We start from the raw sequence: 23,454 nt of genomic DNA on the forward strand, positions 1-23,454 counted from the left end.
TTTTCAACCCTGTTTATGGCCACAAAAGTCACTCCTTTAATGAAGCAATACAATGCCATCAAGGCCAAACACCCTGATGCGCTTTTGCTTTTTCGTGTGGGCGATTTTTATGAAACCTTTGGAGAAGACGCCGTGCGTGCAGCCAAGATTTTGAACATCACCTTAACGGCCAGAAATAATGGGGGAGACAAAACAGAATTGGCCGGGTTTCCGCATCACGCTTTAAATACCTATTTACCAAAATTGGTGACAGCAGGATGCCGCGTGGCGATCTGTGATCAGCTTGAGGACCCAAAGCAGACCAAGACCATTGTCAAACGCGGAGTGACCGAATTAGTAACTCCCGGAGTTGCCATAAATGACGATATTCTTCAGGCCAAAAAGAACAACTTTTTGGCAGCGATCTATCCTTCAAAAAAGGAATTGGGTGTTGCCTTTCTGGACATCTCCACAGGCGAATTCTTAGTGGCTGAGGGCAGTTTGATCTACATTCAAAAACTACTGCAAAATTTCAGCCCGGCTGAGGTACTTTTCTCCAAGCAAAAGCGAACTTGGTTTAAAGAGCATTTTTCTGCTGCCTTGAATGTTTTCTATTTAGAAGATTGGGTATTCCAGCCTGAATACGCCAAAGAGAAGCTAACTCAACATTTTGGGACGCTCAATTTAAAAGGATTTGGTGTGGAGCAGTTAACCCAGGCGCAGATTGCTGCTGGAGCCATTATGCACTATTTGCAAGAGACTCAGCATTCGCGTTTGGATCACATTACCAATATTGCTAGAATCGCTGCGGACAAATACCTGTGGATGGACCAATTCACCATTCGCAATTTAGAACTGTATCACCGTTCCAGTCCTGAGGCCGTGACCTTGTTGGATATTTTGGATCATACGCAATCACCCATGGGTGGGCGTTTGATGCAACGTTGGTTGGCCTTGCCTTTAAAAGATTTGGATGCGATCAACCGCAGGCATGATCAAGTGGCACACTGGGTGGCTAATCCAGAGGCCTTGGAACGTCTTAGGGGACAATTGGGATACATTCGTGATTTGGAGCGCTTAGCATCTAAAGTTGCCACAGGGAAAGTGAATCCACGCGAAGTGGTGCAGCTCAAGAATTCCTTGGAAGGATTGATTCCGCTCATCCAAGGCGTTGAAGCAGATTCAGGAACGATATTCAAGGACCTATTAGCCAAGTTAGATCCCTGTGATTCTCTCAGAGAACAGATCAAAGAAACCTTAGATGAAGAGGCGCCGATATTGTTGTCCAAAGGAAAGGTAATTGCTGCCGGATTCAATGCAGAACTGGATGAGCTCAGAGAGATCGCTGGAGGTGGAATTGCCTATTTGGATAAGATGGTTGAGCGTGAAGCCGAGCAAACCGGTATCACTTCCTTGAAGATCGCCTCTAACAATGTATTTGGATACTATATAGAAGTTAGAAACACGCATAAGGACAAGGTGCCGGAGCACTGGATCAGAAAGCAAACCTTAGTGAATTCTGAGCGCTATATTACTGAAGAACTCAAAGAATACGAGCAAAAGATCCAAGGTGCTGAGGCGCAGATAGCCGTGCTGGAATCGCAATTGTATCAGGAACTGTTGCAAGCCATTCTTCCTTTTATTGGAAAACTTCAGGCAAACGCGCAAGCGGTTGCGGCTGTTGATTGTTTGTGCAGTTTTGCGCACTTGGCCATCACTGCCAAATACAACCGCCCGCAAATGAACGATGGCTTTGAGATCAACATCAAAGACGGGCGCCATCCGGTCATTGAAAAACAATTGCCGCCAGATACTCCGTATGTGGCCAACGATGTCTTTTTGGATCGGGAGCAACAGCAACTCATCATGATTACTGGACCCAATATGAGTGGTAAGTCTGCTATTTTACGTCAGACTGCGCTTATCTCGCTATTGGCGCAAATGGGGAGTTTTGTTCCTGCAGCAAGCGCAGACCTCGGTGTAGTGGATAAGATCTTTACCCGGGTTGGGGCGAGCGATAATATTTCCATGGGGGAATCTACCTTTATGGTTGAAATGAACGAGACGGCGAGTATTTTGAATAATATCTCTGAGCGTTCCTTAGTGCTGTTGGATGAAATTGGTCGCGGTACCAGTACCTACGACGGAATCTCCATAGCTTGGGCCATTAGTGAGTATTTGCACGAGCATCCAGCGCGTCCTAAAACCTTGTTCGCCACTCATTATCATGAACTCAATGAAATGACCGAGCGCTTTGAGCGCATTAAGAACTACAATGTCTCGGTGAAGGAAACCTCAGACAATGTATTGTTCTTGCGCAAGTTGGTTCCCGGAGGTTCACACCACAGTTTTGGTATACATGTCGCTAAGATGGCGGGAATGCCAGATACGGTGATCCGCAGATCTAACAAAATTCTTAAGCGCTTGGAAAACTCGCATTCCTCTGAGCAGCTGAACGATAAGATGAGTCAAGTAGCAGAAGAGGAGCTGCAGCTCAGTTTTATTCGTTTGGACGATCCTTTGTTGGAGGAAATTCGCGATGAGATTTTAGAGTTGGATATAGATACATTGACTCCAGTAGAGGCATTGATGAAACTCAACGAGATCAAACGCCTATTGAGCCGCAACCGCGCAGAACGTCTCAAGAAATAGCTCGAATTTCTTTTAAAAAAATACTTTAGTATTCTCATAAAAGTTTTAAATTTGCCTCCGCTCTTACAACAAAGAGCACGTTCTTTAAACACGCGAAAATAGCTCAGTTGGTAGAGCGCCACCTTGCCAAGGTGGAGGTCGCGGGTTCGAATCCCGTTTTTCGCTCTAATGATATTATTGTCATTAAGTCCAAGTTGCAGAAGTGGTGGAATTGGTAGACACGTTGGACTTAAAATCCAATGGGCAGTAATGCCCGTGCGGGTTCAAGTCCCGCCTTCTGTACTAATAAGCGAAAACCCCGACTCGAATGAGTCGGGGTTTTTTGTTTTCAAAGCGCGTGAAGTTTACTTCTAAGCGCGAATGAAAAACAAAAAACCCCCTGTGCTTTTGCACAGGGGTTTCATTTACATCTCGACTGGGCGGGACTCACGCGAACAAGCCTCCTAAGCCGCAGGCTTTGGAGGCCGAAGAGTGAGCGTAAGTCCCTCTAGTTGGAAAATGGTCTTTAAACTGTCTACCCGCCAGCTGGCCCCTTCGCTAAAAGTGTCCACTGGACATTTTTTTAACGCTCGGTCCGGTTTTCATTTACATCTCGACTTGGCGGTACTCACGAGCGTCTCGACCTCCGAAGCTGAAGCGGAGGAGGTAGCGAGTAATTCCCGCTTCTGAAATCACGATGACCCCTCACCCCGCGCCAGCGATTATTCCTTCTTTAATATTTTAAGTATAGGTAGTCATGAATGCTTCGCATTTAAGCGCTTGTTTGAGCTCTTTGCGGAGCAAAAGCGAGTAGCGAAAGCGCGGTGCCGTCGGCAGGCGCCCAAATCGGCATCTCAACAAACGCCTACCCGACGTTCATTGCGAAGTTCCAATTTTCAATTTGTAGTTAATAAATCTCCATGTTGTTGGATGTGGTTCTACTGTAATAAGTTTTTAGGATCAGCATAAAAATGTAAGTGTTTAGCTCAAAGAATAGCAGTCTGAATTTGCTTATGTCTTATTGTAAATAGGACCAGAAGGTTGATTTAACTTTCAATATGTTAAAAAAATTAACATATATACAGTAAGAAAAGACCTATAGTGATAAAATTTGAAGATTTTGCGTTAAAAATCCACTAATACCCACTGAATAAGGTGTATAAATGTTAAAAAAATTACGGAAAACCCGTTTTTTAAAATTTGTTCGTCGAGAGTAAAATGTCATTCGTCGATACTTAATTACTGTTAATCAAAATTTTTGACCGTTCGACGAGTTGGATTTTAAGTTTGCTTCATCAAAACCCAAATACACTAAGAAATGAAAATAGCAATTGTAGGAAGTGGATACGTAGGACTAGTGACTGGAGCATGTTTTTCTGAGGTCGGAGCCGAGGTAGTTTGTATCGATGTAGACAAGCAGAAGATTGATAACCTCAAAAAAGGAATTATACCAATTTATGAACCGGGGCTAGATACACTCATTACCAGAAATTATGATAAAGGTCGCTTGGATTTTACTACGGATATCTCAAATGCAGTAAAAGAGGCGCAGATTATTTTTATTTCCGTTGGTACCCCGCCTGATGAAGACGGAAGTGCTGACTTAAAGCACGTGATTGCTGTGGCAAGAGATTGTGGTCGTCATATGGATGACTACAAACTGGTTGTTACGAAAAGTACTGTTCCTGTAGGAACTTCATTAAAGGTTAAAACAGCAATCAATGAAGAGCTTGCCAAGCGCAATGCAGAGATTCCATTTGACGTTGCTTCAAATCCAGAGTTCTTAAAAGAGGGAGCAGCGATAAACGACTTTTTAAAGCCTGATCGTATTGTTCTTGGAACGGAGTCTGAAAGAGCTGAAAAACTTTTAGCCAAACTTTATAAGCCATTCACCCTCAACGGACATCCAGTTTTATTTATGGACATCGTTTCTGCGGAGATGACAAAATATGCTGCCAATTCAATGTTGGCAACCAAGATTAGTTTTATGAATGACATCGCGAATCTATGTGAAATAGTTGGAGCCGATGTAAATAAAGTGAGACGCGGTATTGGATCGGACGGACGTATCGGGAATAAGTTTATCTATCCTGGTATCGGATACGGAGGATCCTGTTTCCCTAAAGATGTCAAAGCATTGATCAAAACCGGAAAACAGCACAAATACGATCTAAAAGTTCTTGAAGCTGTGGAGGAAGTCAACGAAGCGCAGAAATCCGTGCTTTTCAACAAGATCAGTAACTTCTTTAATCAAAAGCTGGTTGGGAAAACTATTGCTATCTGGGGGCTTTCATTCAAACCACAAACCGATGATATGCGTGAAGCTCCTTCTTTGGAGATCATCACTAAACTCTTGGAGGCGGGAGCTAAGGTTAAAGCCTATGACCCTGTAGCGAATGAAGAAGCTAAACATCATTTTGGTGACAGTATTGCTTACTACGACAATCAGTATGAAGCATTGAACGGAGCAGATTGTCTGGCAGTTTTAACAGAATGGTCTGAGTTCAGAATTCCTGATCATCAAGAGATTCAAACCCGCATTAATGCAAAAGTAGTTTTTGATGGACGTAATATTTATGACATCAATGACATGCACGATCGCGGATATCACTATCAGTGTATTGGAGTGGATACGAGCAAGAATGCTCCAATTATTAAGTCAGAGCTGATTTCGGCTTAATCCAATTTTCAAAATACAATAGTATGAAAGCAAAGAGAATTTTAGTCACGGGAGGTGCAGGATTCGTAGGTTCCCACCTTTGTGAGCGCTTGCTCGCCGATGGACATGAAGTTTACTGTTTAGATAATTATTTTACAGGTAGAAAGGACAATGTGATGCACCTGTTAGGCAATCCTAGATTTGAGTTGATTCGCCACGATGTGACCACACCTTTCTTCATTGAAGCCGATGAGATCTACAATTTGGCTTGTCCGGCTTCTCCTGTTCACTATCAATACAATCCGATCAAAACCCTAAAGACTTCTGTCATGGGAGCTATGAATATGCTGGGGTTAGCTAAACGTCTAAACGCCAAGATTCTTCAAGCCTCAACAAGTGAGGTCTATGGAGATCCAGAGGTACACCCTCAAGCAGAAGGTTATTGGGGGCATGTTAACCCAATCGGAGAGCGTTCCTGTTATGATGTGGGTAAACGCGCTGCAGAAACCCTATTTAAAGATTATCACGTTCAAAACAATGTGAGAATTAAAATTGTGAGAATCTTTAATACTTACGGCCCTAAAATGAACCCAGAGGATGGGCGTGTGGTGTCTAATTTTATTGTCCAAGCACTGCGTGGTGATGACATCACAGTTTTTGGAAAAGGAGACCAGACCAGAAGCTTTCAATTCGTTGACGACTTGGTAGAAGGTATGGTGAAAATGATGGATTCCGGGGAAGATTTTACAGGTCCCGTGAATATTGGAAACCCGCATGAATTCACAATCCTGCAATTGGCACAACGCATTGTCGAGCTTACGGGTTCTGATTCTAAAATAATCTTTAGAGCGCTTCCGTCTGATGATCCAATGCGCAGAAAGCCAGATATTTCTCTGGCAAAGCAGAAGCTAGACTGGACTCCACATGTGGCCCTAGATGATGGATTGCGCAAAACGATCGCCTATTTCAAAACTGTTCTTGAAGAGGAGCAGCCTGAATTATTCACCTTGGTAAAAGCATAATTATGAAAAAGCAAATACTTGTAGTTGACGATGAACAAACCCTGTGTTTACTGCTTCAGAATTTTTTGCAAAAGGAGTATGAAGTGATCAGTAAGAACTCGGGAAAAGAAGCTCTTGAATGGTTGAAATCCAATTTGCCAGATCTAATAATTTCTGATATCCAAATGGAAGATATGAGCGGATTTGATCTATTGGAAGAAGTTCGTTTGACGGGCTTTACTAAGCACACTCCTATCATCATGCTTTCTGGAAAAACCGAGAGTAATGAACGCATTAAATGCTATAAAATGGGAGCTCAAGATTATTTGACCAAACCATTTAATCCAGAGGAGTTGAAAGAGGTGGTGAAAAAGAACCTCTTCCCAATTCACTACGCAGCCTCTTGGTAGGCACTAAAAACCTTACACAAATCATAATTCAGCCCCGAAGATGAGAATTCTGTTTGTAGGTACTTATGAGAGATACCTAAATTTTTTCGACAATACTGAAGCAGTTCAAATAACTGCCGTTAGAAACGGATATGAAGCTATCAAATACTTAGATAGTAACGCAGGATTGACAGACATTTTGATCTCTGAATACCAATTGCCAGGAAACGATGGCTTGTACTTGTATGAGAAGATCAAATCAACTCTGAAATCTCAAGAGATTCCGTTTGTAATCTTACAGCAAGAGTTCAATGGTGGAGTATATAAAAAGGCCTTTGATCTTGGAATAGCAGATTATTTTGTGTGTAATTCAACCACGCCAGAATCTGTTTTTAAACGTGCTGTGAAATTGGTAGAATCGAAAGATCCAATCATAAAAAAGCAAGCAGTGATGCCTGCGATGAAGCCCGTAAAATTACCTTGGTCTAAGCGTTTATTTGATATTGTTTTTGCTTCTACGGCCTTATTGTTGGCTTCACCGTTTTTAGCCTTAATTGCCTTGGCTATTCGTTTGGAGTCCAAAGGGAAAGTATATTATATCGCTAAACGCGTAGGTAGAAAGACCTTTGACTTCTACAAATTCAGATCTATGCGAACGGGCTCAGATAAGCTGATTAAGCAGTTGGCTAAAGACAATAATCAATACAGCGCTGTACAGGAAGAAGAGCCGGTTCAACAAGAGCCGCAAAACTGCCCTAAATGTGCAGCATTGCCGGAAGGCGAAACCTGTTCACCGATCATATATGTGGACAATGGTTCTCTCTGCGAGAGCTGGCATCATCATCAATTAAAACTCAAGAAAGAATCGGAATCTACTTTCATAAAAATATCAAACGATCCTCGTATCACCCGAGTTGGTAAGTTCATTAGGAATACCAGTATAGATGAGCTCCCTCAGCTGATCAATGTACTCAAAGGTGATATGTCCATAGTCGGAAATCGTCCCTTACCAGTATATGAGGCAGAAATGCTTACAGAAGACATGATGTCTAAACGCTTTCTGGCGCCGGCGGGAATTACCGGTCTTTGGCAAGTAGAATTAAGAGGACAAGGTGGTGTAATGTCTGAAGAAGACCGTATGGCTTTAGACAATAGTTATGCCGATAAATTTATAGATAACAGCTACTCTTTCTGGTACGATATCAAACTAATCCTGCGTACCATTCCAGCATTGCTGCAGAAAGACACTGTTTAACATCAATTCTTACAACCGCATGAAATTGTAAAATCTAAGGTAAACAACCATTCGTCTACGCTTATCTTCGGTCAATCGAAAATTAACCCCCTCAGAACGAGACTAATGTATGTTTGTGGTGATACATAATCAAAGATTAAACCATGAAAATCAAAATAACACAAGTGTTGACTGTCAGTCTTATCTGTGGGGTATTCCTACAAGCTTTTGGGCAGGTAGAAAACACCACCGCTCCAAGTTCTGAGTTTGATTTTATACTGCCTAAGGTTGAATTGTTTATCGAGGCTGCACATGCTAGAAGCGGCATGCTTAACTACCAAAAACTCGATATTGAAGTCTTAGAGACCGATGTTAAAACTCAAAGTCGTATTTGGTCCCAAAATATGGGGGTAAGAGGCGACCTTCGCTACGGAACATTCAACAACTTTATCTCCAGTACCACAGGAGCTGAAAACACAAACATTGCCACGCTGAGTCAGCAGCTCAATTACGGAATTGGCTTGTATTTGCAGCTACCCATATTTGATGTTTGGAACCGGAAGAATCAGGTGAAACGCGCAAAGTTGGAAGTAGAACAAGCATACAGTCTTGTCGAAGAGCAAAAACAAGTTATAGAACAAGAAGTAATTCGCATGTATGAGGCCGTTGTGCTTCGTTATGAGCTCCTCAAAGTACAATCTACCAACTACGGAAACTCCAGAGTAAATATGGAAATGGTGGAGAAGGAGTTCAGAAATGGAAACATTATTGCCTATGAATATGTGAGGCTCAATGATATTGCCGCTCGAATCCAATCAGATTACGAGACAGCCAAATCCAACTTTCTATTGGCTAAGAGATTATTAGAGAATTATACCGGACTAAAAATCGCGCAATGAGACTCATAGAATTTATACGATTATTGCTTAAGCATAAGTTTCTTCTAGGAGGCGTTCCGGTCTTGTTGGCGGCATTGGTATTCTTGCTGACCTCAAATCCCAAGTACGACTACTACTCAGAAACAATGATGTTTACGGGCCTTGCAACGGGATCCTCCATAGAGATGGATAAATCCTTCAACTATTTTGCCACAAACATCGCTTTTGACAACCTTATTAACATTGTCAATTCACGGGATACTCAAGAAGAAGTAGCTATTCGACTGTTAAGTCAGCATTTAATGCTAGACGGAGCTGATCCGAGATATATCTCAGAAGCCTCATATGAAGCTTTTATGGAAACTGTTCCAGAAGAGCTCTTTGATTTGGTGGTACAATCAGACGAAGTAGCTGACGCCACCACCGAGGTAGATAGTACGGTTGCTACGGAGCTTACAGCCCTATATCCGCGTACGATCAATCGACAGGCCTACGAGCAAACGGTAGCTAACCTAACAGCCTATATGATGGAGACCAATGACAATTTTGTCTATGAGCTGTTGAATTATGAAGACGATCATTATTCCATCAAGGCTATTTCTGAGATAAAGGCTGTGCGTATGTCCAATAGTGATTTGGTCAAGTTGAGCTATCAAGTCGATGACCCTGGGATATGTCAGCAGACCTTGGCGATTTTCTCGGAAGTCTGTCAAAGAAGATATAAAGGAGTTAAAGAAAATGGATCCGATGCCGTAGTTAAGTACTTCGAAGAGCAATTGCGTTTGGCTGAGCAGAAATTGAAGCAGGCGGAGAACACGCTGTTGCAGTTTAACAAGGATTACAATATCATCAACTACTACGAACAGAGTAAGGCGGTGGCTATTGTAAAGGAAGAGATGGAGGTAAATTACAATACCAAGAAGGCGGAGTTGGCAGGTGCAATTGCTTCTACGGAGGTCATTGAACAAAAACTGAAGATCCAAGAGCAGGTTCAAGCAAAGACTCAAGAGGTTTTGGATAAAAAGAAGCGCTTGGGTGAACTGAACTTTGAAGTCGCTATGTTGGAATCTGCAGATTCAGATGACGAAAATACTCAGCAGCGTATTAAAGCTTTAGAAGATGAGTCAAAGCAGTTGGACATTGATATTCGCGCTGGAATCAATGAACTGTATTCATTTCAGAATTCTGTAGAGGGAGTTCCCTTGGGAAAAACTTTACCAGATTGGATGGATAATGTAGTGAAGTCAGAAGACCTCAAGGCTAAGCTCGACGTGATGGAAGACAGAAACGAAGAGTTTAAGCAACAGTATTCCATTTATGCTCCAGCCGGGGCAAACTTAAAGAGAATTGAACGAGAAATTGCAGTTTCTGAGCAAGGATATCTCGAGATATTGCACGGTTTGAATTTAGCGAAGCTCAAGTCTCAAGACAATGAGTTGAGTTCGAACTTAAAAACGATGGATCCACCATATTATCCGTTGTCTCCAATTCCAACTAAACGCAAGTTGTTGGTTATAGCCTCACTTTTTATTGGCTTTATTCTGTTGCTGGCCTTGATTTTAGGAATGGAGTTCTTTGACAATACTCTTAAGAATTTAAAGCGATCCACCAAGATCATCCGTGTGCCAGCATTAGGTTTAGTTTCCAAGGTTCTTCACAATCCTGGAAAGGTGAATCAGGATGTAGTCTTGCAACGATTGATGCAGATTATTGTGCAAAATCTCAAACGTGCTTGCAGAACGGAAGCCAATACAGAATCTACCAAAACCGTCATGATGCTCAGCACTCAGGATAAGGAAGGCAAGACTGTGATTACGCAAAACACGGCTAAATTTCTGGCCGATCAAGGCAAGCGTGTTTTAGTATTAAATTATGAGGATGTCGCTTACCAAAGTGAGAGTAAACCAGGAAGGTATCCGATCCTGAATCGTATTCTTGGCTACTCAGATACACGCGTTGGAGTGAACAACGCCTTCTTAAAAACCACATTGACTTCAATCAACAATATTGATTGTATCACCTACAGCGATTCTGATGCGTTCAACGCGGTGGGAAGCTATCAAGAAATTTTAGAAAAAGCGGGCATTAGCTTAGAGTACACACCTGATTTTGTGTTCATAGAACTTAAAGGCTTGCTCAATAATAATTACCCAATGGACCTTGTGGCAAATGCTGATTTGTCAATTCTGGTTTGCCGCGCCAACCGTTTGTGGTCGGAGGCTGACAGTAATATGGTTGAGAACTTAAAGTTCCTTACCAAGAATAAGGTCCAGCATGTACTCAATGGAGTAGAATTGGAAGAAGTAGAACCGATTTTAGGAGAGTTTCCTAAGAACAGATCTGCATCGCGCAGAAGAATTAAAGACCTCTTGCGCTTACAGTTTCACGCCAGAGAGTCTATTTAGGTGGCGGCAATTTTAGCTGTTTTTGAATAAAAATGGCTTTTAGACTAATCTATGGATTTTTTCCATCGGTCTATACAAAATGGCTGTCAGTCGAAATATAATAAACGCAACACGGTACGCAAGTATGTTTGTTACCGTAAAGAGCTAAAACAATAATGAAATCGCTTGTAAACAAATTGATCCGAGAAGACAATTTCCTGTCCTTGACAGGTAATGTGGTGATCGCCATACTTGGGATTGGAGGGTTTGCGATTCTTGCCCGGACGCTGAGCAAAGAGCTCTTTGGGGAATGGGTGTTGTTTGTGGCTGCGGCCTCACTGTTGGAAATGTTTCGCTTTGGAATTACCAGTATCGGATTGATACGATTCCTATCCGGAGCCAATCAACAGGAGCGCAAGGCACTCATTGGTGCAAATCTGACCATAGGCATTGTATTTTCTGTGCTGATTGCCTTGATCGTTTTTGGAATTAATTGGTTTTTTAGCGACGCATTAGCGGACTCAGGATACGTTTTGTTTTTTAAATATTATCCAGCCTTGGTGTTGGTAAATCTCTTCTGGAACAATGCTATATGTATTCTACAGTCGGATCTTAGTTTTGGTAAAATATTGACCATTAAATCAATCAATAGTGGTCTGTTTTTCCTTTGCCTGCTGTTTCACGCATTTGTAACGGCCTTGACCTTAGATCAATTGGTGTATTGCCTAATCGCAGTGAACCTTGTGACATCGGTATTTACCTTTCTTAAAGGATGGGATGAATTGGCCGCGTTGGGTCAAACTACAAAATCTGCAATTAATACGCTATTGAACTTTGGAAAGTATACAACCATTACCCTTTTGGGAACAAATCTGCTGCGCAACGCAGACAGTTTTATAATCGGTTTAAGTCCATTAGGACCAGCAGCAGTTGCTTTGTACAGTATTCCGGTGAAACTAACGGAGCTTCAGCAAATTCCATTGAGAAGTTTTGCAGCAACCGCTTTCCCAAAGATGTCAAAAGCAAGTGGAGCTGGAGATCTTAAGAAATTAAAAGATTTATTCTATACCTATTCTGGAGCTTTGACCTTGCTTTTCGCCCTAGGTAGCTTGGTCACATTCTTATTCGCAGACTTATTGGTTCTGATCTTATCTGGAAACCAATACGCGGGAATCGACCCGATTACTGGATTTAATGCTGCAGATATTTTAAGAGTTTTTGCTTTGTATGGGCTGTTGCTGCCTATAGATCGCATGACTGGAATTGGATTGGACAGCATCAACAAACCCAAGATCAATGCACTCAAAGTATTGGTTATGTTGAGCTTTAATATTGTAGGGGACCTCATCGCCATTTTCATGTTTGAATCCTTGATGATGGTAGCTTGGGCTACAATTCTATTCACCTTCATTGGGATATGGCTTGGGTTTGTATTTATGGACCGCGCTGTCGATTTGTCTTTTAGACGAATTTTTACTGAAGGAATTAAGTTTTACGTTCAGGGTTGGGCTCAGTTAAAGACCCGACTTGGAAGTAAAAATGTTGGACCCGTAAATCGCGAATTGCCATGAACGAGCTGACCAACATAAATCCATTTAATAACGGGCGAGGAAATGGTTCAGCAGCTGTTTTGCGAACTCAAATACTTGTGTTGATAGCTGGAGTAATGGTGCTAGCGGCTGTATTATTGGCCAAACTTGAATTACTTGGTGGTGTTGCCTGTATTGGCCTTGTTGGCGTATTAGGATTCCTGTATCTGGTTTTTCAATATCCGCGTTTTGGGATTTTGGCCATACTGGTGATGGGATTCTTTGCCACTGGACTTTCAAGATATGTACCGCTGCCGTGGGGCTTGTCTGTAGATGGCATAATAATGCTGGTTTATCTCGCATTATTCTTTAAAGCATTCAAGACTAAAATTCAATGGCGAAAGGCAAAGTCAATGCTGACTTTAGTTACTAGTCTTTGGTTTATCTATGTTCTGGCACAACTAGGAAATCCAGAAGCCGTAAGTCTAGAAGCTTGGTTCTATGCGATGCGTGGACTTGGTATGTATCAGTGTTTGTTTATTCCTTTAGCCTTTGTGTTGTTTAGCAAACCGAGAGACCTCAAACTCTTCTTTATAATGTGGGGAGTATTGTCTGTTTTGGGGACACTGAAAGGAATCATGCAATTCAAGTTTGGTGTAGATCCTTTTGAACAGGCTTGGTTGGATGCCGGTGGTGCAGAAACACACGTCTTGTTTGGAAAACTCAGAATCTTCTCATTTTATTCTGATGCTGGACAATTTGGAGCTTCTCAAGCCCATGCTGGATTAGTCTTCGGAATTTTAACCCTCTTTTGTAAGCACAGTAAAAAGATGCGAATCTTCTTTGCTGGTGTTGCCTTGATGGGTCTTTTCGGTATGGTGATTTCAGGAACTCGAGGCGCTATTGCTGTACCGGCAATCGGTGGTATGATGTTTCTGATCGTTAGAAAAAACATAGCGATACTTGCCTTAGGCGCGCTTATGGGCATTGGAGTATATATCTTTTTTGCGCATACAAACATTGGTCAAAACAACGCAGAGATCAGACGGATGCGCACTGCCTTTGATCCTAATGAGGCTTCGCTTCAAGTGCGTCTTAACAATCAAAAGAAATTATCTGGCTATCTCGCCTCACGTCCGTTTGGTGGAGGTGTAGGAGCCACAGGCAACTGGGGGCAACGTTTTTCCCCACATACCTTTTTGGCCAATACTGCCACGGATAGTTGGTATGTAATGATCTGGGCCGATACCGGAGCCTTTGGTCTAACAATTTATTTGCTCATCATTTTTGGCATCCTGTTTCAGGGGGCGTATAACGTAATGAGTAAAATCAAAGACGATTGGCTTAAAGGGCAGATTACAGCTCTTGTAGCGGGTATGGCCGGAATAATGATGGCCTCTTATGGAAACGGTGTCTTTGGCCAGTTTCCAACAGGAATTTTAATGTACCTGGGCATGGTTTTCATGTTCGTGGCTCCTCAATGGGAGACTAAATATAAGAATACACTAAAGCAGCAGCTTTACTAAAAACCCAAATCTATGAACTACCGATCTATTAAAGACTTAAACGAAATCATACTCAAGAGATTGAGTATCATTCCAAGAGATATTGACCTCATAGTGGGTGTTCCAAGAAGTGGAATGCTTCCAGCAAACCTGTTGGCACTTTATCTGAATCGTCCATACACTGATATTGACTCCTTTTTAAAAGGACATGTCTATAAAGCCGGTGCACGCGGACAATTCATTAATATAGATGCTATTAAAAAAGTGCTCGTGGTTGATGACAGTATTGCCTCGGGTGGTGCTTTGCGTGAAGTTAAAGAGCGTTTGAAGGACCAAGCAGAGAAATTCAAAATTGAATACGCAGCAATTTATGTTGCGGCTGGAAAAGAACGCGATGCCGATTATTACTTTGAAACGGTTCCTACGCCGCGTTATTTTCAATGGAATATCTTCAATCATACCTCACTAAGCAAAGCTTGCTTCGATATAGATGGTGTGCTTTGTGTGGATCCTACTCCAGATCAGAATGACGATGGTGAAAAGTATCGCAGTTTTATTTTGAATGCAGCACCCTTGTATCTGCCAGGCAGTAAAATAGGTACGCTAGTAACCTCTCGTTTGGAAAAGTACAGAGAAGAAACCGAAGTGTGGTTGGAAAAGCATGGGGTTCAATATGATAAATTGGTGATGCTAGATCTTCCTGATGCAAAGGCGCGTCAAAGATTGAACAATCATGGACAGCATAAGGCCAATGAGTTTTCAGAAAGTCAATACTCATTGTTCGTTGAAAGCGAACTGCCTCAGGCTTTAGAAATCAACAGAATTACCAAGAAGCCTGTATTCTGCACAGAAACATTCTCTATGGTTTATGATTCACAGTCCCTCTTATACAACATCAAGAGTGGAAGACATCTACCTATTCTGAGAAAAGTAGCCCTCAAGCTTCGTGATATTATCAAAGGGAAAAAATCGACCTCATTGGTTCCGAGTAGTAAATCCTTTTCAGCCAAGCAATTTTAATCTAAGGGTATGAGTGTGTTAACTATTCTTTGGAACATTGTAGAAAGTGCTGCTTTACTGTACTTAGGAATCGCGAGTGTGTACATCTTTGTATTTGCTTTTGCCGGTCTGTTCAGACGTTCTCGAGTACAAAGTGCAGCAAAGAAAAACACTTTTGCAGTAATGATTCCTGGTTATAAGGAAGACGAGGTGATCGTTGAGGTGGCTAGAAAGGCACTAGAACAAGACTACCCCGCAGACCACTACCGTGTTTTTGTAATTGCTGATTCGTTTCAACAAGATACTTTGAAACAACTCAATAGCTTACCCATATCGGTTATTGAGGTTTCTTTTGATAAGAGCACTAAAGCCAAGGCGCTCAATAAAGCTTTGGAACAGATTGATACTGACTTTGATGCTGCTCTGATCTTAGATGCGGACAATATCATGGAGGCCAAATTTCTGGAGAAGATCAACGCTGCCTTCAATCAAGGAAACAAGGTGGTTCAAGGTCGTCGAGTAGCCAAGAACAGCAACACTTCCTTTGCCATATTGGACGGTATTAGTGAGTCGATCAACAATCACATTTTTAGGCAAGGCCACCGTGCATTGGGACTCTCCTCCGGAATCATTGGTTCTGGGATGGCTTTTGACTTTAGTTTATTCAAGGAGCTTATGCATGAGATCAAAGCTGTTGGAGGCTTTGATAAAGAATTGGAGTTTCGCTTGTTTGAACGCGGGCTGTTTGTAGAATATATCAAGGAAGCCGTTGTCTATGACGAAAAGATTCAGCAGTTGGGTGATTTTAAAAATCAGCGCCGCAGATGGCTTTCTACTAAATCAGTCTACTTCAGCAAGTTTTTAGGATCTGCACTACGTCAGTTTTTCCTAAAAGGAAATCTCAATATGGCAGATAAGCTATATCAAATGATCATGCCTCCACGCGTACTTCTTTTAGGTGGGGTTCTTGCCATGGCAGCATTAAAATTAGTGCTCGATCTCGCGCAATGGAATACCGCCGTTTGGTTCTCTGCTGAGCTTTGGTACGGGATAGCAGGCTTGGTTGTGATCACCTTTATCATATCAACGCCTAAAAGCTACTACACCAAGCAAACTTTTAAGGCGGCACTTTCTGTACCGAAAGCTTTTGTTGTAATGTTTGGGCTCTTGTTCAAGTTGAAAGGAGCGAATAAGACTTTTATTCATACCAAACACAATTCAATTAATAATTCTTAAACCACGAATCATGAGAATTGGAATTGAAGCACAAAGACTATTTAGACCAGAAAAACACGGGATGGACCGTGCAGTCTTGGAGTTGATCAAGAACCTACAGGTCTTAGATCATGAAAACGAGTATTTCATTTTTGTTCAGCCTGATGAAGACTCGGCAGTGATCCAAGAAACAGCCAATTTTAATATTGTTGAAGTTGATGCAGGATCCTACCCAGTTTGGGAACAAATCAAACTTCCTAAGGTCGCTAAAAAGCTCAACTGTGACATTTTGCATTGTACCAGTAATACAGCGCCATTGTTCACGGCTACTCCGTTAATGACTACCATCCATGATGTGATCTATATGGAAGGAAGTGTCAAAGCACTTTTAAAGAGTAAGGCCTCTGCGTATCAGAAATTTGGAAACCTTTACCGAAGGTTGATTTTTTCTAAAGTTGCCAAGAACAGCAAGCAGATTCTAACTGTATCAGAATTTGAAAAAGAAAATATTACGGCCCACTTAAGCAAAACCGAGGCCGAAAAACTCACGGCCATTCACAATGGCGTGAGTGGTCATTTCCACAACGAGCGCAATGAACAAAGACTGCAAGAAGTACGTGAAAAGTATGGCTTGCCTCAAAATTATATGCTGCACTTGGGAAGTAAAGATCCAAGAAAGAACACCAAGCGCGTATTACAAGCTTTTGGGGATTACCTCAAAGCAAGTGGTGAAACGCATAAGCTTGTGTTGATGGGGTATAACAAAACCACCTTGCAAGCGGATTTGGCAGAACTCCAGCTCCATGAGGTAGAACAACATATCATTTTACCAGGATATGTGGCGGATCAAGATTTGCCACAAGTGTTTCAAATGGCAGAACTGTTTTTGTTCCCGTCCCTGAGAGAAGGTTTTGGAATACCTGTAATTGAGGCAATGGCCTGCGGAATTCCAGTGATCACTTCCAATACCTCGTCTATGCCAGAGGTAGCTGGCGATGCCGCTCACTTAGTAGATCCTTATAGCACGGAACAAATTGTTTCGGCTATAGCCTCTATTCGAGATTCTAAGGTATACTATCAGTCTTTGGTTGCCAAAGGATTGAATCGTGCCAAAGAATTCTCGTGGGAAGCCATGGCGCAAAAAGTATTGGAAAAATATAAGGTCATGTTTAATCAAACTCAAAATCTACAATCATGATTAAAGGAAGAGATATCGTAGTACTCAGTATTCAACCTTGGGACATCAAGATTGGAAGCAATTGTAAAAACATTGCGACCGAATTCTCAAAGCACAACCGGGTCTTGTATGTAAATCCACCCTTGGATCGAATTACGCGCTACAAGGACAAGAATTCAGAGCAAGTTCAGAAACGCCTGCGAGTGATCAAAGGAAAAGAAAACGGCTTGTTAGAACTTCAAGACAATTTGTGGAATTTATATCCAAAGCATTTGTCAGAATCCATCAATTGGCTCAGTCCAGGAATGTTGTTTGATAAACTCAACAGAAGAAATTGTAGGCTTCTTGCTCGTGACATTCGTGAAGCCATTGATGCCTTAGGTTTTAAGGATTTTATCTTGTTCAATGACAGCTCCATGTTTCTTGGGCAATATTTAGAGTCTGATCTGAAACCAGTGCAGTACACCTATTACATGCGTGATTTTTTAATCAAAGAGCCTTATTGGGGCAGGCATGGCGCAAAGGCAGAACCTCAACTGATGCGCGCTGTAGATCTAATTTTGAACAATTCAGAATACTACACAGAGTACAGTGCTCAATTCAACCCAAACAGTATTATGGTGGGGCAAGGATGTGACCTGGAAGCTTTTGATGACACCAATGATCAATTGGAGATTCCGAGTGATCTTGCAGCCATTGATGGGACCATTATAGGCTATGTAGGATCCTTAACAACATTGCGTTTGGATTTGGAACTCTTAGAATTCATTGCAAGACAACGCCCCGATTGGCAACTTGTTCTGGTAGGGCCAGAGGATGAAAACTTTAAAAATTCAGTTTTGCATGAACTCAGCAATGTCCAATTTCTCGGTAACAAAAAGCCAGAACAATTAGCCTCCTATATAAAAGGATTTGATGTAACCATCAATCCGCAAGTAGTCAATGATATCACGGTGGGTAATTACCCCAGAAAAATTGACGAATACCTCGCACTAGGTAAACCCGTAGTAGCCACATACACTAAGGCTATGGAGATGTTTAATGAACACGTTTATCTAGGTCATAACAAAGAAGATTATATCGTCCTCATTGAGCGTGCCTTACAAGAGCACAATCAAGATAGAGCAATGCTTCGTGCTGGTTTTGCAAAAGGCCATACTTGGCAAAATAACGTCGCTGAAATATATCAAGCGATCAACCAATCCCTTAAATCAAAGAACTATGCAACTAGCCCATCGAATTAAATCAAATGACAGACTCAAGCGTCTTGTTCATTGGATGATCGTTATCCCTGGACAAGCCAGACCCAGACTTTGGATTAAATGGTTTGTGAATCCATTCATTCACAAACGAGGCAATCAATCTTGTATCCGCAGAAGAACGCGACTTGATGTTGTGCCTTGGAACAAATTTGAGTTGGGGAGCCAATCGACAATTGAAGACTTTACGGCCATAAACAATGGTGTAGGTGATGTTATTATTGGATCAAGAACTCGAATCGGACTGAGCAATACGGTGATCGGTCCGGCTAAGATCGGAAACGATGTTAGGCTTGCACAAAATGTAGTCCTTTCCGGGTTGAACCACAATTATCAGGGGATCGATATTCCGATTCACGAACAAGGAGTAACTACGCAGCCCATTGTGGTTGAAGATGAATCTTGGATTGGAGCCAATGCAGTCATCGTTCCTGGGGTTACCATAGGAAAACACTGTATTGTAGCTGCCGGAAGCGTGGTCACTAAAAGTGTACCTGCTTATTCTGTAGTTGCCGGAAACCCCGCCAGAGTGATTAAAAAATATGATCCCAGTATTGATCAATGGATTAAAGCTAACTAATAACCCCATGGAAACACTTAAACTTACTTTTTGGATTCTTTTGGCCGTAGTATTCTATACTTATGTAGGCTATGGAATTGTACTCTACCTAATGGTGGTCATTAAAAGACGATTCTCTAAACCAGTGCCTGAATTACAAGATTCAGAATATGAGCCAGAAGTCACCCTTTTGATCCCGGCCTATAATGAAAGCGACTATGTCGCACAGAAAATGAAGAATAGTTTTGAGTTGGACTACCCCAAAGACAAACTCAAAATATGCTGGGTTACTGACGGTTCTAATGACGATACGCCAGATCGCGTTCGTGAATATGAGGGCGTAGGGGTATTCCATAGAGATGAGCGTTTAGGCAAGATCAACGCCATGAATCGTGTAATGCCGATGGTGGATACTCCGATAGTGGTGTTTAGTGATGCCAATACCATGTTAGGGAAAGAATCCATCCGACGTATTGTTCGAAAGTTTCAGAACCCACAAGTGGGTTGTGTCTCTGGAGAAAAGAGAATATTTGACAAATCAAAGGATGATGCAGCTGGTGCAGGTGAGGGCTTATACTGGAAATACGAGTCTACATTAAAAAAGTTGGATGCAGAACTTTATTCTGTAGTTGGAGCAGCTGGAGAGCTTTTCGCTATTCGAACGGCACTCTATAATATTGTGGAGCCCGATACCATCCTGGACGATTTTATTATTTCTCTGCGAGTAGCCAAACAAGGATATACCATTCAGTATGACCCAGAGGCCTATGCGATTGAATCGGCGTCGGCAAATGTGAAAGAAGAGCTCAAGCGCAAGATCAGAATATCAGCCGGAGGAATTCAATCCGTTGTTCGTTTGAGAGCGCTCTTGAATATTTTTAAATACAAGACCTTGTCCTTCCAGTATATTTCCCATCGGGTATTGCGATGGACAATTACCCCACTATGTCTTATTGCCATGATCCCAATTTTAACGGTCATTGCGCAAAATGCTGGACTTTGGGAGCCTAACCTCTGGTCATTCTTATTCTGGTCTCAAGCATTCTTTTATGTGGCAGCCATTGTGGGTTATGTTCAGGAAAACAAACAGTTAAGAATAAAACTGTTGTTTGTGCCTTATTATTTTATGATGATGAATTATTCTGTGATCATGGGATTATTCAGATACTTGAAAAAAGAACAGTCAGTGAATTGGGAAAGAGCCCAACGCGCTGCTTAAGAATACAAATGTAGAAGAAGATGATGAAAATAGGAGTAATAATAAACTATTACGATACCCTCGAACCTATTGACCGAGAGGTGTTTTATAAGAAATGCCAAGTTCCAGATAACATGGAGATCTGTGTTGTCAACAACAATAGCGATAACCTTACCGCGCAGGTATTGCAAGATATTGGGATTGACGTGCCTCGAATTAACGTGATCAATCTCAATCAACGTAAATCGGACCATGCCATGATAAAGGCAGCAACCCGGTTTATGACAAGTAATTTCAATTTATCCGTACTCGGGATTATTACCAACACAGAAGGTATTTCTTTGGTAAAAATCTTGGAAGCCATAGCTGAGAAGGGCCACATGCTTTTTAATCATGTCGATAATGCATTCGGCACCTCGCAGATCAAGGCTTCAAGAAGTAATGAGTACGTATCTATAAAAATGTCGGAGTTGTTTTCAAAACCGAGCAATTTTGAAGTTTAGACTGGATTTACACTAGGCTAAAAAAACGACTTATCGACACTTTTTTGCAATTGAACGTTGCAATGTGAAACCCTATAGAATTGCCGTAAATAAGGGCCTAGCAACCTTTATTTTTATGGCAAAACGTACTAACCAACCTCACATCAAAACTACCTTATTATGATTATTGATATGAAAGCAATGCGGATTTTGACTGTCTTAACGATTTTGTGCTGTACGTTCTCTTGTTCTACACCAGAAATTGAGCAAATTCCTGATGAAGAAGGGACAACAGAAACAGGTAATGGTAATACCAATACCGATGACAATTTTTCAATCAATATTCCAGAAGGATTTGATTACAGTACACACCGAGAGGTTAAATTGGTGATTACAGATGCTGCCTATGCGCGCTATGATGTGTTTGCCTATGTAGATGAACCCTACCTTGTAGGTGTTGAAGAGTATGAGGATCAAACTGGAGAACCCGCCTCTGAGGTAGTTTACAGAAATGATGTGATCAACAAACAGATTCTTACTGCAGTGGTTCAAGGTGGGCAAATTGAACAAACCATCACTATTCCCAAGTTTTGTTCAAACCTTTACATCAGAAGAAATGAAAACTTAAATTTTTCTGCTGAGATCGTTCCCATTGTAGACGGAGAAGTAAATTATTTTTACGTGCCCTCTGGCGTTGCAAAGACTGGAGAAACAACTACAGTAGTTGAAGAATATTTGTTTTGCGTGAACGGTTCTGGAGAACACTTCCAAGTGGATCGTGATACTGGTGAGATGACGTATCTATCAGACATGCCAATGGGTAGTTGGACGGCGGCAGTAGATCAAGACAATGGATATATGTATTCCATTGGACGTAGCAATCCGCATCCTCTAATGAGATATTCTATTGCTACAGGAAATTGGGACATTGTTGGGGATCTTGGAATGGGTGGACCTCGTTTAGCTTATAATTCCGACGACAACCTATTGTATTTTTCAGACAATCAGGGAAGACTATTTACCATTGATCCCTATACTGCAACAGTTGTTGATCAGTGGCAAATAAATGGTCTACATAACAGTACTGGCGGAGATTTAGATTTTGCGGCAGACGGTACCATTTACCTGTGCACATTCTCAGGCCTTTATAGAATAGAATACAACGATGCTGATGATGACTACGACAGTTATAGAATCAGTGCAGACAACTTACCTTTCCAACCAACTTCAATGACCATTGATTTCAATGGTGAACTTTGGTTGGCCGATAATGGCAGCAATTCCGATCTGATTATTATGGATACCACTACTGGCGGATGGGAAGTGCGTTATGGTGCAAGTGCAGGAAATGACACTAATTTTGGCCGCACAATCAATGATCTAACCACTTTTAAAGTGTTTAGTGATGTCGTTGACGAAACGGACACTGATGGAGATGGCGTAATTGATATTTTTGACACTTTTCCGGATGATGCGGACAAGGCTTATGAAATTTTTACCCCGAGTAAATACGGTACAGGAACCTTTGCTTTTGAGGATCTATGGCCTTCACGCGGAGATTATGATTTCAATGACATGGCCTACAGTTACCGAGCGATTGTAATTTTGAATGCAGAAAACAAAGCGGTGCAATTAGATCTCATTGGGTATGTAAAATCCAATGGAGCTGGCTTCAATAATGGTGTAGGTATTGAAATTGAAGGAATTTCTCCAGACATGGTTGAGAGTGTATCAGGTACGGTCATGACCAAAGATTATATCACCTTGAACCCCAACGGCACAGAAGCTAATCAGGATAATGCGGTGATCATTTTGACCGATGACGCAGATTATTTCACCTCTGAGACAACAATAACCATACGATTCACTAGCCCAATAGCAACAACTGTTTTGGGTAGCGCGCCTTTTAATCCATTCATCATAGTCAACGGTGAACGTGAACGCGAAGTTCATTTACCCTATAGGCATAAAACGAATTTAGCACAAGAGACCTTTGAAGTCTCTGGTGTGAACGCAGATCCAGATGGAGACTATATTTCTGACACAGGTTTGCCTTGGGCGATAAGTATTATTCATGACTTTAAAGTTCCTAAAGAGTCTGTGTCTATAGATCGTGCATACAATCATTTTGTGAATTGGGCGTCTTCTGGCGGAAACAATTATACAGATTGGTATAAAGACAATCCAGGCTATAGAAATACAAGTCTGTTAGACAATTAAAAGTACTCGTTGTAGTACTTAGGTTTGGTTGAACGATAAAACTCCTTCGTTTCAGATTTCATGATTGGCTGAACGGATTAGAAATTGGATTTTTACTTCCTAGGGGCCTAGTCTTGTGACCACAAGACTAAGTTCTTAAGGATGAGCAAAAAGGAA

Annotated in this window: 17 protein-coding genes and 2 tRNA genes; all 19 read left to right on the forward strand. The window is 41.7% G+C overall.

Annotated elements, in window-relative coordinates:
• Positions 1-15 precede the first annotated feature (15 nt).
• The 19 genes from mutS (at position 16) to HRT75_RS01225 (ending at position 23,298) form a co-directional block, all read left to right on the forward strand.
• On the forward strand, positions 16-2,631 hold the full coding sequence (gene mutS / locus HRT75_RS01135; RefSeq protein ID WP_291182150.1) for a DNA mismatch repair protein MutS: 2,616 nt from the start codon (positions 16-18) through the stop codon (positions 2,629-2,631).
• 92 nt (positions 2,632-2,723) lie between these two features.
• Positions 2,724-2,796, forward strand: a tRNA-Gly gene (locus HRT75_RS01140).
• Between the two features lie 31 nt (positions 2,797-2,827).
• Positions 2,828-2,913: transfer RNA gene (locus HRT75_RS01145), tRNA-Leu, on the forward strand.
• A gap of 1,015 nt (positions 2,914-3,928) precedes the next feature.
• On the forward strand, positions 3,929-5,290 hold the full coding sequence (locus HRT75_RS01150) for a UDP-glucose/GDP-mannose dehydrogenase family protein (protein WP_291182152.1): 1,362 nt from the start codon (positions 3,929-3,931) through the stop codon (positions 5,288-5,290).
• Positions 5,291-5,313: 23 nt separating this feature from the next.
• Entirely contained in the window at positions 5,314-6,291 is a 978-nt protein-coding gene (locus tag HRT75_RS01155; protein WP_291182154.1) for a UDP-glucuronic acid decarboxylase family protein, read from the forward strand.
• Positions 6,292-6,293: 2 nt separating this feature from the next.
• A complete protein-coding gene (locus HRT75_RS01160; RefSeq protein ID WP_291182155.1) occupies positions 6,294-6,680 on the forward strand; it encodes a response regulator in 387 nt (128 codons plus the stop codon).
• 40 nt (positions 6,681-6,720) lie between these two features.
• Positions 6,721-7,914: a sugar transferase gene (locus HRT75_RS01165; RefSeq protein WP_291182157.1), complete on the forward strand. Its 1,194-nt coding sequence runs from the start codon at positions 6,721-6,723 to the stop codon at positions 7,912-7,914.
• Between the two features lie 143 nt (positions 7,915-8,057).
• A complete protein-coding gene (locus tag HRT75_RS01170; protein ID WP_291182159.1) occupies positions 8,058-8,792 on the forward strand; it encodes a TolC family protein in 735 nt (244 codons plus the stop codon).
• A complete protein-coding gene (locus HRT75_RS01175) occupies positions 8,789-11,176 on the forward strand; it encodes a hypothetical protein (RefSeq protein ID WP_291182161.1) in 2,388 nt (795 codons plus the stop codon). Before HRT75_RS01170 ends, HRT75_RS01175 begins: the two co-directional genes overlap by 4 nt.
• Positions 11,177-11,331: 155 nt before the next feature.
• Positions 11,332-12,726, forward strand: a complete 1,395-nt coding sequence (locus HRT75_RS01180) for an oligosaccharide flippase family protein (protein WP_291182163.1) — start codon at positions 11,332-11,334, stop codon at positions 12,724-12,726.
• Positions 12,723-14,210 carry an O-antigen ligase family protein gene (locus HRT75_RS01185; protein WP_291182165.1) on the forward strand — a complete coding sequence of 496 codons (1,488 nt, stop codon included), beginning with the start codon at positions 12,723-12,725 and terminating at the stop codon, positions 14,208-14,210. The genes HRT75_RS01180 and HRT75_RS01185 overlap by 4 nt, the downstream gene beginning before the upstream one ends.
• A 12-nt stretch (positions 14,211-14,222) precedes the next feature.
• The gene (locus HRT75_RS01190) at positions 14,223-15,209 is read left to right on the forward strand and encodes a phosphoribosyltransferase family protein (protein WP_291182167.1); all 987 of its coding nucleotides are present in this window, start codon (positions 14,223-14,225) and stop codon (positions 15,207-15,209) included.
• Positions 15,210-15,218: 9 nt separating this feature from the next.
• The gene (locus HRT75_RS01195) at positions 15,219-16,424 is read left to right on the forward strand and encodes a glycosyltransferase family 2 protein (protein ID WP_291182169.1); all 1,206 of its coding nucleotides are present in this window, start codon (positions 15,219-15,221) and stop codon (positions 16,422-16,424) included.
• Positions 16,425-16,434: 10 nt separating this feature from the next.
• Entirely contained in the window at positions 16,435-17,601 is a 1,167-nt protein-coding gene (locus HRT75_RS01200; RefSeq protein WP_291182171.1) for a glycosyltransferase family 1 protein, read from the forward strand.
• Complete coding sequence (locus tag HRT75_RS01205) at positions 17,598-18,824, forward strand: glycosyltransferase (RefSeq protein WP_291182173.1); 1,227 nt, start codon at positions 17,598-17,600, stop codon at positions 18,822-18,824. Before HRT75_RS01200 ends, HRT75_RS01205 begins: the two co-directional genes overlap by 4 nt.
• Complete coding sequence (locus tag HRT75_RS01210) at positions 18,802-19,419, forward strand: acyltransferase (RefSeq protein WP_291182175.1); 618 nt, start codon at positions 18,802-18,804, stop codon at positions 19,417-19,419. The genes HRT75_RS01205 and HRT75_RS01210 overlap by 23 nt, the downstream gene beginning before the upstream one ends.
• 7 nt (positions 19,420-19,426) lie before the next feature.
• Positions 19,427-20,617 (forward strand): glycosyltransferase family 2 protein, encoded by a 1,191-nt coding sequence (locus HRT75_RS01215; protein WP_291182177.1) that lies wholly within the window; start codon positions 19,427-19,429, stop codon positions 20,615-20,617.
• Positions 20,618-20,637: 20 nt separating this feature from the next.
• Entirely contained in the window at positions 20,638-21,099 is a 462-nt protein-coding gene (locus tag HRT75_RS01220) for a hypothetical protein (RefSeq protein ID WP_291182179.1), read from the forward strand.
• 159 nt (positions 21,100-21,258) lie between these two features.
• Positions 21,259-23,298 (forward strand): LruC domain-containing protein, encoded by a 2,040-nt coding sequence (locus HRT75_RS01225; RefSeq protein ID WP_291182181.1) that lies wholly within the window; start codon positions 21,259-21,261, stop codon positions 23,296-23,298.
• Positions 23,299-23,454 lie beyond the last annotated feature (156 nt).

Origin of the sequence: Gilvibacter sp. (assembly GCF_013214815.1) — a bacterium.
Lineage (GTDB): Bacteria > Bacteroidota > Bacteroidia > Flavobacteriales > Flavobacteriaceae > Gilvibacter.

Excerpts from the sequence above, each read along its gene's own strand:
- mutS (WP_291182150.1), top strand. The coding sequence starts at position 16 with ATGGCCACAAAAGTCACTCCTTTAATGAAGCAATACAATGCCATCAAG.
- HRT75_RS01150 (WP_291182152.1), top strand. The coding sequence starts at position 3,929 with ATGAAAATAGCAATTGTAGGAAGTGGATACGTAGGACTAGTGACTGGA.
- HRT75_RS01155 (WP_291182154.1), top strand. The coding sequence starts at position 5,314 with ATGAAAGCAAAGAGAATTTTAGTCACGGGAGGTGCAGGATTCGTAGGT.
- HRT75_RS01160 (WP_291182155.1), top strand. The coding sequence starts at position 6,294 with ATGAAAAAGCAAATACTTGTAGTTGACGATGAACAAACCCTGTGTTTA.
- HRT75_RS01165 (WP_291182157.1), top strand. The coding sequence starts at position 6,721 with ATGAGAATTCTGTTTGTAGGTACTTATGAGAGATACCTAAATTTTTTC.
- HRT75_RS01170 (WP_291182159.1), top strand. The coding sequence starts at position 8,058 with ATGAAAATCAAAATAACACAAGTGTTGACTGTCAGTCTTATCTGTGGG.
- HRT75_RS01175 (WP_291182161.1), top strand. The coding sequence starts at position 8,789 with ATGAGACTCATAGAATTTATACGATTATTGCTTAAGCATAAGTTTCTT.
- HRT75_RS01180 (WP_291182163.1), top strand. The coding sequence starts at position 11,332 with ATGAAATCGCTTGTAAACAAATTGATCCGAGAAGACAATTTCCTGTCC.
- HRT75_RS01185 (WP_291182165.1), top strand. The coding sequence starts at position 12,723 with ATGAACGAGCTGACCAACATAAATCCATTTAATAACGGGCGAGGAAAT.
- HRT75_RS01190 (WP_291182167.1), top strand. The coding sequence starts at position 14,223 with ATGAACTACCGATCTATTAAAGACTTAAACGAAATCATACTCAAGAGA.
- HRT75_RS01195 (WP_291182169.1), top strand. The coding sequence starts at position 15,219 with ATGAGTGTGTTAACTATTCTTTGGAACATTGTAGAAAGTGCTGCTTTA.
- HRT75_RS01200 (WP_291182171.1), top strand. The coding sequence starts at position 16,435 with ATGAGAATTGGAATTGAAGCACAAAGACTATTTAGACCAGAAAAACAC.
- HRT75_RS01205 (WP_291182173.1), top strand. The coding sequence starts at position 17,598 with ATGATTAAAGGAAGAGATATCGTAGTACTCAGTATTCAACCTTGGGAC.
- HRT75_RS01210 (WP_291182175.1), top strand. The coding sequence starts at position 18,802 with ATGCAACTAGCCCATCGAATTAAATCAAATGACAGACTCAAGCGTCTT.
- HRT75_RS01215 (WP_291182177.1), top strand. The coding sequence starts at position 19,427 with ATGGAAACACTTAAACTTACTTTTTGGATTCTTTTGGCCGTAGTATTC.
- HRT75_RS01220 (WP_291182179.1), top strand. The coding sequence starts at position 20,638 with ATGATGAAAATAGGAGTAATAATAAACTATTACGATACCCTCGAACCT.
- HRT75_RS01225 (WP_291182181.1), top strand. The coding sequence starts at position 21,259 with ATGATTATTGATATGAAAGCAATGCGGATTTTGACTGTCTTAACGATT.